At 68.6% G+C, this 13,584-nt stretch carries 12 protein-coding genes; 4 read left to right on the top strand and 8 right to left on the bottom strand.

Features of this window, described 5'->3' with window-relative positions; genetic code table 11:
• The 5 genes from CFN17_RS05490 to CFN17_RS05510 form a co-directional block, all read right to left on the bottom strand.
• A complete protein-coding gene (locus tag CFN17_RS05490; RefSeq protein ID WP_261792383.1) occupies positions 1–1,176 on the bottom strand; it encodes a Gfo/Idh/MocA family protein in 1,176 nt (391 codons plus the stop codon).
• A 48-nt stretch (positions 1,177–1,224) separates the two neighbouring features.
• Positions 1,225–1,971, bottom strand: a complete 747-nt coding sequence (locus CFN17_RS05495) for an SDR family NAD(P)-dependent oxidoreductase (protein WP_261792384.1) — start codon at positions 1,969–1,971, stop codon at positions 1,225–1,227.
• Between the two features lie 5 nt (positions 1,972–1,976).
• Positions 1,977–2,888 carry a shikimate dehydrogenase gene (locus CFN17_RS05500; protein ID WP_208750341.1) on the bottom strand — a complete coding sequence of 304 codons (912 nt, stop codon included), beginning with the start codon at positions 2,886–2,888 and terminating at the stop codon, positions 1,977–1,979.
• On the bottom strand, positions 2,885–4,261 hold the full coding sequence (locus CFN17_RS05505) for an MFS transporter (protein WP_208750342.1): 1,377 nt from the start codon (positions 4,259–4,261) through the stop codon (positions 2,885–2,887). Before CFN17_RS05505 ends, CFN17_RS05500 begins: the two co-directional genes overlap by 4 nt.
• A gap of 186 nt (positions 4,262–4,447) precedes the next feature.
• Positions 4,448–5,350, bottom strand: a complete 903-nt coding sequence (locus tag CFN17_RS05510; RefSeq protein WP_208750343.1) for a LysR family transcriptional regulator — start codon at positions 5,348–5,350, stop codon at positions 4,448–4,450.
• A 157-nt stretch (positions 5,351–5,507) separates the two neighbouring features.
• Here CFN17_RS05510 and CFN17_RS05515 point away from each other — a divergent pair, with 157 nt between their 5' ends.
• Complete coding sequence (locus tag CFN17_RS05515) at positions 5,508–6,014, top strand: LURP-one-related/scramblase family protein (RefSeq protein ID WP_208750344.1); 507 nt, start codon at positions 5,508–5,510, stop codon at positions 6,012–6,014.
• Positions 6,015–6,049: 35 nt separating this feature from the next.
• Here CFN17_RS05515 and CFN17_RS05520 read toward each other — a convergent pair whose 3' ends face one another.
• Both CFN17_RS05520 and CFN17_RS05525 read right to left on the bottom strand, forming a co-directional pair.
• Positions 6,050–7,930, bottom strand: coding sequence for a plasmid pRiA4b ORF-3 family protein (locus CFN17_RS05520; RefSeq protein WP_208750345.1), 1,881 nt, complete (start codon positions 7,928–7,930; stop codon positions 6,050–6,052).
• Positions 7,931–8,161: 231 nt separating this feature from the next.
• Positions 8,162–9,181 carry an LLM class flavin-dependent oxidoreductase gene (locus tag CFN17_RS05525; protein WP_208750346.1) on the bottom strand — a complete coding sequence of 340 codons (1,020 nt, stop codon included), beginning with the start codon at positions 9,179–9,181 and terminating at the stop codon, positions 8,162–8,164.
• A gap of 148 nt (positions 9,182–9,329) precedes the next feature.
• On the opposite strand from CFN17_RS05525, the gene CFN17_RS05530 reads away from it, so the two are divergent.
• Together CFN17_RS05530 and CFN17_RS05535 are read left to right on the top strand one after the other, a co-directional pair.
• Positions 9,330–9,887, top strand: a complete 558-nt coding sequence (locus CFN17_RS05530) for a hypothetical protein (RefSeq protein WP_208750347.1) — start codon at positions 9,330–9,332, stop codon at positions 9,885–9,887.
• Between the two features lie 2 nt (positions 9,888–9,889).
• Entirely contained in the window at positions 9,890–10,423 is a 534-nt protein-coding gene (locus CFN17_RS05535) for a hypothetical protein (RefSeq protein ID WP_208750348.1), read from the top strand.
• 11 nt (positions 10,424–10,434) lie between these two features.
• Here the strand turns inward: CFN17_RS05535 and ggt are convergent, their stop codons facing one another.
• Positions 10,435–12,276: a gamma-glutamyltransferase gene (gene ggt / locus CFN17_RS05540; RefSeq protein WP_208750349.1), complete on the bottom strand. Its 1,842-nt coding sequence runs from the start codon at positions 12,274–12,276 to the stop codon at positions 10,435–10,437.
• A 267-nt stretch (positions 12,277–12,543) separates the two neighbouring features.
• On the opposite strand from ggt, the gene CFN17_RS05545 reads away from it, so the two are divergent.
• Positions 12,544–13,584 (top strand): DUF222 domain-containing protein (locus CFN17_RS05545; RefSeq protein WP_208750350.1); only part of this gene is annotated, 1,041 nt, incomplete at its 3' end.

The following is a 13,584-nucleotide window of genomic DNA, read 5'->3' on the forward strand; positions in this document are numbered from 1 at the left end:
TTAGCCGGCTGCCGGTGCCGGAGTCTGAAGTTTGGCTGGGAAAAGGGGCCGGCCGTCCACCGGTGCGTCGAAACGCACCGGGAGCCCGGTCCGCGATGACTCATAGACGGCGAGGAGGATCCGGAGGGCTTTGGTGGCGTCGTGGCCAGTGATCGCGGGGTCGGTGCCGTCGCGGAGGGCCTGCACGAAGTCGCGGACCTGGGTGGTGTGGTGCGGGATGAGCTGGCCGTTGATGGCGGAGAGGTCCACGTTGGGTTCGACGCCGGCGGGGTAGGCCGCCTCGGCGTCGATGGTTTCCGCCACGGCCCACAAGTCCACGCGGGCGTCGCTGCCCTCCGGGAATTCGGTGAGCGAGGCGGAGGCGCCCGTCTCCCCCGTGATGCGGAGCTGCACACCGAGGCTCGGGGACACCGCCGTCGAGGCTTCCAGGGTGGCCATCGCGCCGGAGGCAAATGTGATGACGGCGGTGGCGGAATCCTCCACCTCGATGTAGGCGCCGTGCGTGTAAGTGTTGATCCTGCCGTAGACCTCGGCGACGTCCCCCATGAACCACTGGAGCAGGTCGATGTAGTGGATGGCCTGGGTCATCAGCACCCCGCCGCCGTCGCTGGCCCAGGTGCCCCGCCAGGCGTCGCGGGAGTAGTACCCGGGCTCGCGGTGCAGCATCACGGAGCACTGGCCGAGGACGGGCGCACCGAGCGTGCCGTCGTCGATGGCGGCCCGGATGCGCTGCGCCGCGGACCAGAAGCGCCGCTGGAACAGGACGCCCAGCTTCACCCCTGCGCGCTCGCAGGCCGACACCATGCGCTGCGCGGAGGCAAGGTCGATCGCGATCGGCTTCTCGCAGAGCACGTGGACCCCGGCTGCGGCGGCCTGCAACACCACGTCTTCGTGGGTGGGGTGCGGCGTGCAGACGGACACAAGGTCCAGGCCCAGGTCCACCAACTCCCCCACCGTGGCGACGGCCGCCGGGACATCCCAGGCGGCCGCGGTGGCGCGCGCCCGGTCAAGGTCGACGTCGCACACTCCCGCAATCGTGACGTCATCGAGGGCTCGGAAGGCTTCCAGATGGTTGCCGGAGATGGCGCCGCAGCCGGCTATTCCGACGCGGAGGGTGCGGGAGGTGGTGGCCGGCTGTGGCATGGCTGGCGGGGTGGTGGCTGGCGGGGTGGTCACGTGGGGATGTCTTTCTGCTGCGTGGTCTGGAAGGTGTTGGGGTCGGGGCTAGTACGTGGCGCGGCCGCCGGAGAGGTCGAACACGAATCCGGTGGTGTAGGAGGCCGCGGGGGAAACGATGAACTCGATGAGTGCGGCGGCTTCTTCGGGGGTGCCGAAACGCCCCATCGGGATTTTGGCCGCTTGCGCCGCCTGCTGTTCCGCCGGAACTTCCTGGAACAGCGGCGTCACGACATTGCCGGGGGCCAGGGCATTCACGGTGACGCCGGTGAGGGCGAATTCCTTGGCCAGGGACTTGACCAGGCCCAGGATGCCGGCCTTGCTGGCCGAGTAGGCCGGCATGTTGATCACGCCTTCCTTGCCTGCCGTGGACGACATATGGACGAGCCGCCCGTAGCCCGCGGCCGCCATGACGGGCAGCACGGCCCGGGAGACGGCGAACGCTCCGGTCAGGTTGACCGCCAGGATGCGTTCGAAGTCGTCGACCGATGTGGCTGCGGCCGGGGCCACCGGCCCGAGGACGCCGGCGCAGTTCACCACCGCGTCGAGGCCGCCCAGGGCCCGGACAGCGTCGGTCACGGCCGAGTGCACCGACCCGGCGTCCGTGACGTCCATCGTGAGGGACCTGCCCATCGGTCCGGAGGTCCCCGCGTGCCCGCCGGGCCAGCGCGCGGACGGCAGGTCGGCCCCGACGACGGCGGCACCGGAAGCCCGGAGGCGTTCCGCCGTCGCCTGGCCGATGCCGCTCGCCGCGCCGATGACGAGGCAGCGGGACTCGGCGATCGTCTCCGGCACCGGATTCATGCGCGGACCGCGTCCCGGAAGTGGGCCAGCATGCGCGCGGCGTCGGGGCGGACGCCGGTGAAGAGTTCGAAGGCCGCGGCGGCCTGGCCCACCACCATGCGTCCGCCGTCGAGCACCGCGCAGCCCCGGTCCCGGGCGGCCCGGATCAGCGGGGTGTCCAGCGGCCGGTAGATGACGTCGGCGACCCAGAGCCCGGAGTGGAGGTACCCGGCGTCCACCGGAAGGCCCGGATGGCCGCTCATGCCGATCGGCGTCGTATTCACCAGCCCGTCGGCCTCGCGGACGTATGGTGCGAGGGCGTCCGTGCCGGTCACGGTCACCTCGCTGTGTGGGAAGTGCGGGGCCAGCCGCGCGGCGAGGCCCTCGGCCCGGGCCGGATCGATGTCGGCGATCACCAGGTGCCTGGCGCCGGACCGCAGCAGCCCGAAGGCTACCGCCGCTCCCGCCCCGCCGGCGCCGATCTGGAGCACGAGGTCCGTGGCGGCGCCGGGGAGGCCGGCCCGGAAGCCGCCGATGAAGCCGGTGTGGTCAGTGTTGTGCCCGACGGCCGCACCGCCGTGGAAGGTGATGGTGTTGACGGCGCCCAGGATCCGGGCCTCGGGTGAGAGATCATCCAGGCCGTCCTGGACCAGTTGCTTGCTGGGGTGGGTGACGTTGAGCCCGTCGTAGCCGAGGTCAGCTGCGCTGCGGACCAGCGCGGCGGACCGCGTGGCGTCCCTAGCGAGGGCGTCGAGGTCGATCACGCGGTAGGTGTAGGAGAGCCCGAGGCGACCGGCTTCGGCCTCGTGCAGGCCGGGCGTCAGCGATCCGCCGATGCCGGCTCCGAGCAGGCCGACGACGAACCGGTGGCAGAGATCGGCAACCCGGGGTTCAAACACCCCCCTGGTGTCCACGGTCTGGACGCTCATACCCGTGCCTCTTCGGACTGGACAGCGGCAGCCCCGGCCGACGACGGCGCCTGGAGCGCCGAGCGGGTCTTCTTCAGTCCCAGCCGGGCAGTCGGCGTCCTGAACGTTTCCGGTCCCGTGAGGGTTGCGATCGCCGAGATGAGGCACGCCACGGCCGCGAATGTGGCCACCGGGATCCAGTTGGCTTTGTTGCCGCCCATGAGGAGTTCGGAGATCGCCGGGGCAAACCCGGCCAGCAGCAGGCCGAACATGAGGCTGATGGCCATCCCCGAGTAGCGGACCTTGACCGGGAACTGTTCCGGGAAGTAGGCGGGATAGATCGCGTTGGCGCCGGTGTAGGCAACGCCGATCAGCAGGATCCCGGTCAGGAAGATCAAGGGAAGGTTCGCGGCTGACAGGGCGGTGAAGAAGACGTAGATCATGACGATCTGCAGCACCAGGCCTGTGAGGAAGACGGGCTTGCGGCCGATCCGGTCGGACAGGATGCCGGCCAGGGGGCCCATGGCGACGGCCGTGAGGTTGGCCACGGCGATGACCGTCAGCATCATGCCCTTGTCGACACCGACCACCGTGGTGGCGTACGAGAGGGCGAAGACGTTGATGATCGTGTTGATGATGGTGAACAGGGACATCGCCGTGATCCGCAGCACCGTGACCCAGTGGTGGCGGAACAGGGTCAGGAGGGGCACCTTGACCACTTCGTCGTTGTCCTTGACCTCTTCAAAGACCGGCGGCTCTTCGAGCAGGCGGCGGAGCACGAAGGCGATGACGGTCACGACGGCGCTCGCGAGGAACGGGATGCGCCAGCCCCAGGCAAGGAGCTGCTCCTCGGGCATGGAGGCCACGGGAATGAAGACCAGGGTGGAGAGCACGATCCCGAACATGATGCCGCTCATCGTCCAGCTCGTGTAGAAGGCGCGCCTGGTGTCCGGGGCGTGCTCGAGCGTGAGCGAACTCGAACCGGGCGATTCGCCGCCGGCGGACAGTCCCTGCAGCAGCCGGAGGGCGACGATCAGGACGGGTGCGGCCATGCCGATCTGGCTGTAGGTGGGAAGACAGCCGATCAGGAACGTCGAGGTGCCCATCAGCAGCAGGGTGAACAGCAGGATCTTCTTGCGCCCGAACTTGTCGCCCAGGTGACCGCAGATTACGGCCCCGAGCGGGCGGGCGACGTAGGCGACGCCGACCGTCGCAAAGGACAACAGCATCGATGACGGGCCCGGGGCGAAGAACAGCTTCCCGAAGATCAGCGCGGCCGCTGAGCCGAAGATGAAGAAGTCGTAGTACTCGAGTGCGCTTCCGACAAACCCGGAGACCGCCGCGATCTTGGCGTTGTTCCGGGGACGTGCTGACGCCGATGTCGACATTGACATGGTGTTCCCTTCATGTGAGCGGGAACCGTGGCCGTGCTGCCCCTAAGGTCGGCAGTTTCGCGGATCGGTTCCGCCGCTTGTGCGGCTCATCCACAAGTGTGAGGCGTGGCACTGTGTAAGTCCACGACAGAAATGGTCTATCACTATGTGGATATGAGTCTCAATCGGGTGCGCGGTGGAACTTGTTCAGCCGAGCCCGTCGGGGAAGATCTCTTCGACGACGGCGAGGACTGCCGCCAGGACGGCGGAATCGTTTTCAGAGGACCAGGCAATCGCGTGGTTCATGTAATGCGGCGGGTTTTCGAGGGCCACGTAGGTGGCGCCCGACGGAATGATGGTCGCAATGCCGCTGCTCATGAGCGTGACGCCGACGCCCGCGGCGACGAACGTCAGGACCATGTACGGATCAGACAGTTCCTGCACCACCCGCGGACGAAACCCTGCCGCCATGCAGGACGCGAGCAGCACTTCCGTCATGGAGGACGAGCCGTCCATCGGAGGAGAGATGAAGTCGTCCCCCGCGAGGCTCTGCAACGGTATGGACCCCTCGCGGGCCAGCGGGTGATCCAGCGGGAGCACCGCCCCGATTTCCTCGCGGGCCACCAGCCTGGCCGTGACCGAGGGGACCGGTTTATCGGGCAGGCCGACAAACGCGAGGTCAAGGGTGCCGTTCGCAACGCTTGCAAGCCCATCCGCGGTTCGCACCCTGCTGGTCAGTTCCAGCGCGAGATCGGGGTAACGCCGCCGCAGCGCCCGGGTCAGCGGCGGCAGGGTCAGATGGTTCACCGCCCCGGAGAATCCGATCCGGAAGGTGCCCCGGATGCCCGCGATCTCCGCCTGGGCCGCCTCACGGGCAAGGCGCATCTCCTGCAGCACGCGGTACGCGCGCGGAAGGAGGGCGTGGCCGGCGGGCGTGAGGGCCACGCTGCGCGTGTTCCGTTCGAAGAGCCGCGCCCCGAGGTCGGCCTCGAGCTTGCGGATAGTCTGGCTCAATGGGGATTGGGACGTGTGCAGGCGCACCGCGGCGCGGCCAAAGTGGAGTTCCTCGGCAACCGCAACGAACGCTTCAAGCCATCGGATTTCGGTCATGTCACGTCCTTATTCGGCTCCACGGCGCCGTGGATAATGTTTCGAATCAAAATAATAGTAGGGCCACTGAAATCAGTTCGAGGCTTATCGCGGGGCCGACCCGGACCACCCGGTTCGGGTGACGCGCCCGGCCGCGGAGCGGTCCTAGGGTCGGAATATGGGACTTTTACGGCACCGGCACGACGAACCCGCAGCCACGCGCTTTCAGATGCGGGAAAAACTGTTGTCGATCGGGGATGACTTCTGGATCGAAAATGACCAGGGCCAGCGCGCCTACAAGGTCAACGGCAAGGCGGTCAGGATCCGGGACACATTCGTTTTGGAGGACGCCTCCGGAAACGAGGTGGCGCGCATCCAGGAGCGCAAACTCTCGGTCCGGGACAAGGTCGACATCGAGCGCGGCGGCGGTACCGCTGCCACGGTCCACAAGGCGTTGATCGGGCTCCGGGACCGCTTCTCCATCGACGTGGCCGGCGGGGCCGACCTGAAGGCGCACGGCAACATCACCGACCACGAGTACGAGATCGAGCGCGACGGCCACACCGTCGCGACGATTTCGAAGAAGTGGTTCCGCGTCCGCGAATCCTATGGCGTCGAAGTCGCGGACGGCGAGGACATCCCGCTCGTCCTGGCGATCACCGTAGCCATCGACTCAATGACCTGAGCCCAATAGCCTGGACCCGGTGACCTGATCCGTGGTCAGAACAGGTGCGCCAGCTCCTCATTGACCTCGTCCTGGTCGAAGTCGTGGGGGTCCAGCGCATCGCCGGGCAGCATGCCCAGCCACTCACGGTATTCCTTGTGGTCCGCGTGGCGTGGATCGTTGACCGCCTGGACGATGTTTGACCAGCCCCACGTCCCGCCGCTGTCCTCCGCAGGCGGTGCGCCGCGGCCGGCGGTGCACCGCGGGAGTTGCCCGCCGTCGTCGTCCCCGGCCAGAATCTTCTCCACCTTGATGCCGTGTACCCAGTTGTCGCCGAAATCATAGGTGTACGTCATGGTGCTGCCCACGGCCGGCAGCAGGTCCCCGACCGTCACCGTCGATTCGTCCCGGGCGGCTTCGCCGTAGAATTCTGCCTCGCCGTCCGGATTCACCGGTGCGTATGCAGGGCCGCGGGACCCGCCGATCCTGAACTCGTGCAGGTGGTAACCCAGCCACCCGAACAGGGCCTGGATCACCTCATGAAACTGCGGGAGCGGCATGCCGGAAGGAACGAGAACCCGCCGCCAGATGGGCGGCTTGGATCCGTTGAGCAGTATTCTCAACTGAAGCACGGGCGTCCCGGCCCAGGACGCGCCCGGCAGCCGGTGTTCATCCCCGGCGTCAGGCGCCGGCGCGAGACCCAGTCCGGCGAGCACCCACTCGTCATCAAAGACATTCGCCACGCAGCGGATCAGGGCAGGCGGGACGCGGAAGTGCGTGTCGATAGTCAGCAATCCGAGGTCGGCGAGCCCGTTGAGCCGGTCCACGGCCATGTCGGTGAACAGCCGCGTCATGGCCTTTTCCTCGGCCGGAGCCGCGTCAGGGGCGGCCAGCACACGTTCGAGCAACGGCGGATCGTCCGTTGCCGCCGCGATGAGGATCGATGCCTGCAGTCCGGCGACAATTCTTTCCCATGGCTGCTCGGGATCGTAGTCAAGTACCGCCGACATCAGGAAGCTGTCCACGAAGAACACCAGCTCCTCCAGCCGCTCCGACGGCCCGCCGGCCAGGAAGGCGTCGACCCCCTCGAATGGCACGGCCTTTGTGGACGTGATCTTGATGAGCTCAGCCGTTTCGAGGGCAGCCCACATCTGTGCCAGCAGGGGCACTTCGTACATGCTTCGGACTGTCGGCACGTCCGCCGCGCCGGCGGTGCCCGGGAGCGGGGCGCCGGCCCGCTTCGTGCCGCCCCTGGCGGCCACGCCGACGCAAGCGGCCGCCGCCTCGATGTCGCGCAAACGCAGCGCACCCGTTCCCGTGACGGGCCGCCCGTCTCCGATCCATTCAAGCAGCGCCGTGGCCCGTCGGACCAGCGGCAGACGGGACAATTCGTCCAGGGCCTCCTGCTCGGGCACGTCCGGCACGCCGATCACGCCGGCGCCGTCGTCCTCCTGCTGCCCGATGGCGTCAAGGAAGTCCAGTACGCCGGCCAGCTGTTCCGCGGTGCCGCTCCACCGGCCGGTATCGGACAGGAAGTCGATATAGGTGTAGATGGCACTGACGACGAATCCGGCATCCCCGGCCTCTGCCGTCCCGCCGGCAGAGGAGCCGGAACCAGCGGCGGCAACCACTTCGTCGGTGACGGCCACCGCCAGGGGAACCGGCTCGAAGACCGTCACGTCCGCAGCGGCTGTGCTGTCCATGTAGCGGCCCAGGACGCTCTCGACTTGCTTCAGGCATCCCAGCGCGATCGGGGCAGCGCCGGGCGAGCCGTCATCGAACCACTGAACGAAGGCCGGCGTGAGCGCGTCCAGGGCGCGGCCTACCCGGAACGTGCTCAAGGAAACGGAGTCATGGGCCGGGGAAACGGCACCGCTCTTGCCGGCCGGGCGCTTGCCTTTGTGCCGGTTCTTGCCGGTCTTGCCGTTCCTGCTCATGGTGCCCCCGCCTGATTGCGAAAATGATGATACGACGACGGTACTGACCCGGCGCGCGGCATGCCAGTTCTGCGCGTGGCTGAGGCAGGGCACACACCGCCCCGGGCGGTGCCCGGAACGCCGGGACGGCCCCGGCGCAGGCGCCGGAGCAAGGCTGACGATAGGCCGGCAACACTCCCGTGGTCAAGAAGATTGCCTACGAGAACTATCAGTTCTTCTGCAATCCATGCCTCAGTCCCAGCCCAGCGCCGGGCGCAGGTCACGGGAGATCGACTCGAGCAGCCGGAGGTTGAAATCCACGCCGAGCTGGTTGGGGACGGTGACCAGGAGCGTGTCCGCCGCGGCCACGGCCGCGTCCCGGGCCAGCTCCTCAACGAGACGGGCCGGTTCGCCGATGTAGCTGCGCCCGAAGCGGGCCAGTCCGCCGTCGAGGTAGCCCACCTGGTCCCGGGCATCGGCCTGGGCCCGCACCCCGAAGTACCGCCGTGATTCGTCGTCGATCAGGGGAATGATGCTGCGCGAGACGGACACCCGCGGCGCATGCCGGTGCCCTGCCTCTGCCCAGGCAGCCCGGAAGCCGGCGATCTGCTCGGCCTGCAACTGGTCGAAGGGCACCCCCGTGTCCTCTGTCAGCAGGGTGGAGGACATGAGGTTCATGCCCTCCTGCGCCGCCCACCGGGCACTGGCACGATTGCCGGCGCCCCACCAGATCCGCTCCGGAAGCGATGGTGACTGCGGCTGGATCGGGACGAGCCCCCGGTGTCCACTGAGCTGCGGGTTGGGCGCGGCAATGCCCGCACCGGAGATGGCCGCGCGGAAGCGCGCCGTGTGCCGGCGCGCCATGTCGGCGTCGGACTCGTCCCGGGCCGGCAGGTGCCCGAACGACTCATAACCGGCCTTCACCGTCTCGGGTGAGCCGCGGCTGACGCCCAGCTGCAGCCGGCCGCCGCTGATGAGGTCGACGGCGGCGGCCTCCTCCGCCATGTAAAGGGGGTTCTCGTAGCGCATGTCAATGACGCCGGTGCCGAGCTCAATGCGCGAGGTGCGGGCGGCAATCGCGGCGAGCAGCGGGAAGGGCGATGCCTGCTGTTCGGCAAAGTGATGCACCCGGAAGAACGCGCCGTCGACGCCGACTTCCTCCCCGGCCGCGGCCAGCTCCACCGCCTGCAGGAGGGCGTCCCGGGCCGATCGCACGCGGCTCCCGGGGACGTCGCCCCAGTGCCCAAAGGACAGAAACCCGATCCGTTTCATCCGAACCCCAACCTTGTCCAGAGGAAGCCTGGGCATCCCGCCGATGTGGTCACCCTATGCCGTCAGGCTGCGAGCCTCTATTCTCTTGCCATGAAAGATGGGGGCAGTATCCGGCACGGGAAATCCTGCCGCCGCGGGCGGGTGACCCATGAACACTGACAGCGCCCCACTCCCTGACAACTACGACACCTTTCTCGCGCGGCTGGATGCCGCCACTGCAAGCCTGAGCACGCGGGCGGCGTCGCTGGACAAGGCCCTCTCGGCCGTCTCCCTGCTCCTGGTGCCCTACGAATCCGCCGTCACCGAATGGGAGCAGCGCCGGCTCCACGTCGGCGGGCAGCTGGACCGCCACGCCAGGTCGCCGCAGAGCTACACCGCCCTGATCGAACTCCATGACGTGGCACGCAAGATGGAGTCCATGCTCCGCGGACGCGCCCAAGTCATCACGGACAAGCTGTCCCTGATGCTGGAGCGTCGCGAGGCCATCCACAGATCGCTGCAGGAACTTGAACTGAGCCGGGTGAAGCTGAATTCGTCCCGGATGCTCTCCCAGGACCGCGAAAAACTCGGCAGGATCTTTTCCGACCTCGCCGGCTCCAGCATCCCTGCGTCTCCGCTTCCGGACTCGGGCCTGCTGAGCGATCTGCAGGAAGCGCGTGAGGCGGTCATTCTGGCCGAAGCACTGATGGAACTGAAGGGGTACTAATCATGGCAAGTTCACAGCTCAACCAGCCCCGCAAGAACACCGTCGCCATCGTGCGCTGGTCCAGGAAGCCCGGCGATAACCCGGCGGCGAGATTCGTCGCACTAAGCCTCTTTGGGTTGATCCTGTGCCTGTTCCTGATGATCTTCCTGCCCTTCGTCAGAAATTGGGGCGGCGTCCTGCTGTTCACGATCGTCTTCCCCGCGCTGCTCACAGCGCACGCGGCGTCGGGCCGCCGCGAATTCATGCGCGGGCTCGTCAAGCGGGTGAACGACACCGTGGCCGAGGTGACCAACACCCCCGGCGACCAACTGTCGGTCAAGGAATTTCAACACCTGGTCAAGAGCGGCGAGCGGCGGCCGCTCCTGGTCGACGGGGTGCCGGGGTTGAACCTGCAGGTGCACCGGGTGGCAACGGCCCAGAAGGACGCCCCGTGGAAATGGCTTGCGGTCTTGACGGTCGTGCCTCCGGAGAACGGCACCGAAAGCTTTGACCGGCTGGTTGCGGCAGCTCTCAACGCCGGCCCCGTGTCTTCCTAAGGCGCGCCGCCTTACCTTGGCGGCGCCTTAAGCGCCATCGCCGATCCTCCGCCGCGCCTCACGGGCTCGGCGGCGGCGACCATGCCGCCGTCGGACAGGAACTCGATGGCGGTCGCGGCGCCGATCTCCGCCGCAGACGTGAACGCATCCCCCGACGGCGTGAACTGATGGCCGAAGGGCGCCAGCTGGCTGCCGTACGCGGCGATGAATTCAGGCTCGGCCGTGACCTTGGCCGTGTTGCGCTGTGAGGCGCGCGGCGCGGCGATCGCTCCGGAGATGGTCATGCCCAGGTCCACCCGGTTCAGGATCGTCTGCAGGACGGTGGTGATGATGGTCGACCCGCCCGGGGAGCCGAGGGCGAGGAACGGCTTGCCCTCCTTGAGGACAATGGTCGGCGACATGGACGAGCGCGGGCGTTTCCCCGGCTCGATCCGGTTCGGGTCAGCCGCGTTGTAGACGGTCGAAAAGTCGGTCAGTTCGTTGTTGAGCAGGAAGCCGCGGCCGGGGACCACCATGCCGGAGCCGCCGGTCTGTTCGATCGTGAGCGTGTAGTCGACGACGTTCCCCCACTTGTCCGCGACCGTCAGGTTGGTCGTCGAGATGTTCTCGGTGTCCTTCTCGTCGGCGGGCGCCACGGCGGCGGCCGGGCACGCGCCGTCGTACGATGACACGTCTCCCGGCGCCACGGGCTTTGCCGCGGCGTGCAACGGGTCGATCCGGCAGGCGCGCTCCTTGCCGAACAGGGGGTCGGTAAGCGCGGCGGGGACGCCGACAAACGCGGGGTCACCCACATACTTGCCCCGGTCCGCGAAGGCCAGCGCGCTCGCCTCGAGGTAGTGATGAAGGGCACCGGGCGTCGACATGCCTGACAGGTTGAACGGCGTCAGGATATTCAGGGCCTCGCCCACCGTGGTGCCGCCGCTGCTCGACGGCGCCATGCCGTAGACATCCAGGTCCCGGTAGTCCACATGCGTGGGCGCCTGGTCCAGGGCGCGGTATGCGGCGAGATCCGCCGTCGTCAGGTGGCCCGCCGGAACCGGAAGCGTTGTGCCGGCGGTCTTGGGCGGAGCCTGCACCGTGGCGGCGATCTCGGCCGCGAGCGGGCCGCCGTAGAAGCCGGCGGTGCCCTCCTTGGCGAGGAGCCTGTAGGTGGCGGCGAGGTCGTGGTTCTGGAAGACACTGCCGACGGCCGGAGCGTCACCGCCGGGGAGGAAGAGGTTCCTCGTGGAAGGGAAGGCCTCGAACCGGGACTTGTTGTCGAGCGTCTGCTGCCGGAATGTCTGGTCGACCACGAAGCCCCGTGTCGCCACTTTGATTGCCGGCTTGAGGGCGTCGCCCAGGCTGAGCGTGCCCCACCGGTCGAGGACGCGCTCCCAGGTGGCCGGCGTGCCGGGGACGCCGACGGAGACGCCGCTGGTGACGAGTTCGGGCGTGAAATTGTAGGGTTTGCCGGTCGCCGGGTCGATGAACGCGTCGTGCGGCATTGTTGCCGGCGCGGTCTCGCGGCCGTCGACCGTGCCCACCGTGCCGGTCTTCGCATCGTAAAACAGGAAGTAGCCCCCGCCGCCAATGCCGGCACTGTAAGGCTCGGTCACGCCCAGGGTCGCAGCTGCTGCGACGGCGGCATCGGCCGCGTTACCCCCCTTGCGGAGGACCTCTATCGCCGCGGCGGAGGCCTCCGGGTCCACTGTGCTCACCGCACCGCCGTACCCGGTGGCGGTCGGGGTCTTCTCGGTTTCCCGCGGGTCGGCGAACGCGGGGCTGGCAAACCCCGGGCCGGCGACGGCGCCGCCCGCCATGCTCAATGCCAGTGCGGCCGTGGCGGCCACCAGCCGGCTTGTCAAATGCGCCATACTCACTCCCGGGTATTCGTAATATGCGTTGACATTATTTGTCACGCTACTACGTCGAGGTGCGGCACTCAACGGTTTTTGCCGTCCCTGTTGGGTGCGGCTGCTGGGGATGGCCCGGGCCTTCCGCTGCCGACCCGGCCGCCAGGCCGGGCATCCGCGCCCGCGCTCCGGCTAATTTTGGCCGAAAGTCGTTCGCCGTTTGAATTGCTCGCGGTTCGTCCGGCCGGTGGCGTCAAAAATGTCAGACCCCCTTGCGAGACTGTGGGTATGGAAAGCAGGGCGGCGTTGAGTGCGGAGAGCGGTGAGGCGCTGGCGGCTGTCGCCGCGTCTGTTGCCGCGCTGGCTGCCCTTGCCGGCGGGGCCGCTTCGTCCGGTGCGGATGTCGATTCGGCCGGTGCTGCTGAGCCCGGGGTGGATCCGTTGCGGGATTTCGCGGACGGGTGCCTGGACGGGTTGGCGTTGGTGGCGCGGGTGGAGGCAGGGGTGGCGGCGTTGAAGGTGCGCCTGGCCGCCGATTACGTGCAGGCCGCCGGGTACCTGGCCGGCCCGGCGGCATCGGCGCGGGAGGCGACGACGCGGGAGATGGCCGTGGTCGCGGAGGTCGCGGGCGTCCTGACCGTGAGCGAACGGACCGCCGGAGCGTTGCTGTCGGACGCCCTCGCGCTGACGGGGTCGTTGCCGTTGACGCTGGCGGCGTTGCAGGCCGGGTCGGTGTCCTGGCAGCATGCCCGGATCATGGTTGATGAGGCGGCGAATCTGGACCTGGCGGGGGCGGCCGGGCTGGAGGCGCATTTCCTGGACCCCGCCGCGCCGGACCCGGCGCGGGGCTGCCCGGCCGGGGACCTGGCCCCGGGCCGGTTCCGGGCCAAGGCGCGCACCTGGCGGGAACGCCACCACCCGGAGAGCATCGAGGCCCGCCACGCCACGGGGGTGGCGGAGCGGCGGGTGGAGTTTGTCCCGGACCGGGACGGCATGGCCTGGCTCTCGGCCCGGCTCCCGGCCGATACTGCCGCGGGGATCTGGGAACGGACCACCGCCGCGGCCCGGGCGCTGCAGGGCCCGGGCGAGTCCCGGACCCTGGCCCAGCTCCGCGCCGACGTCACCGCCACCTGGCTCCTCACCACCAACCCCGGCACGGGCGGCGGGACGGGCGCGGGAAGCGATGCCGCCGTCCCCGCCGGCAACACTGGCGGCGATGGAATGACCCGGGCCGCCGGCGTAGGCGGCGCCGGCACCGGAAACGCGGGAGTCGCCGGTGCGGGCGGGTGCGGGGGTGTTCCGTCGCCGCGGGCGCAGGTCCTGGTCACG

The sequence above is a fragment of the Arthrobacter sp. PM3 genome (assembly GCF_003352915.1).
Taxonomy (GTDB): Bacteria; Actinomycetota; Actinomycetes; order Actinomycetales; family Micrococcaceae; genus Arthrobacter.

Excerpts from the sequence above, each read along its gene's own strand:
- CFN17_RS05520 (WP_208750345.1), bottom strand. The coding sequence starts at position 7,930 with ATGAGCAGGAACGGCAAGACCGGCAAGAACCGGCACAAAGGCAAGCGC.
- ggt (WP_208750349.1), bottom strand. The coding sequence starts at position 12,276 with ATGGCGCATTTGACAAGCCGGCTGGTGGCCGCCACGGCCGCACTGGCA.
- CFN17_RS05505 (WP_208750342.1), bottom strand. The coding sequence starts at position 4,261 with ATGTCAATGTCGACATCGGCGTCAGCACGTCCCCGGAACAACGCCAAG.
- CFN17_RS05500 (WP_208750341.1), bottom strand. The coding sequence starts at position 2,888 with ATGAGCGTCCAGACCGTGGACACCAGGGGGGTGTTTGAACCCCGGGTT.
- CFN17_RS05530 (WP_208750347.1), top strand. The coding sequence starts at position 9,330 with ATGAACACTGACAGCGCCCCACTCCCTGACAACTACGACACCTTTCTC.
- CFN17_RS05510 (WP_208750343.1), bottom strand. The coding sequence starts at position 5,350 with ATGACCGAAATCCGATGGCTTGAAGCGTTCGTTGCGGTTGCCGAGGAA.
- CFN17_RS05515 (WP_208750344.1), top strand. The coding sequence starts at position 5,508 with ATGGGACTTTTACGGCACCGGCACGACGAACCCGCAGCCACGCGCTTT.
- CFN17_RS05535 (WP_208750348.1), top strand. The coding sequence starts at position 9,890 with ATGGCAAGTTCACAGCTCAACCAGCCCCGCAAGAACACCGTCGCCATC.
- CFN17_RS05525 (WP_208750346.1), bottom strand. The coding sequence starts at position 9,181 with ATGAAACGGATCGGGTTTCTGTCCTTTGGGCACTGGGGCGACGTCCCC.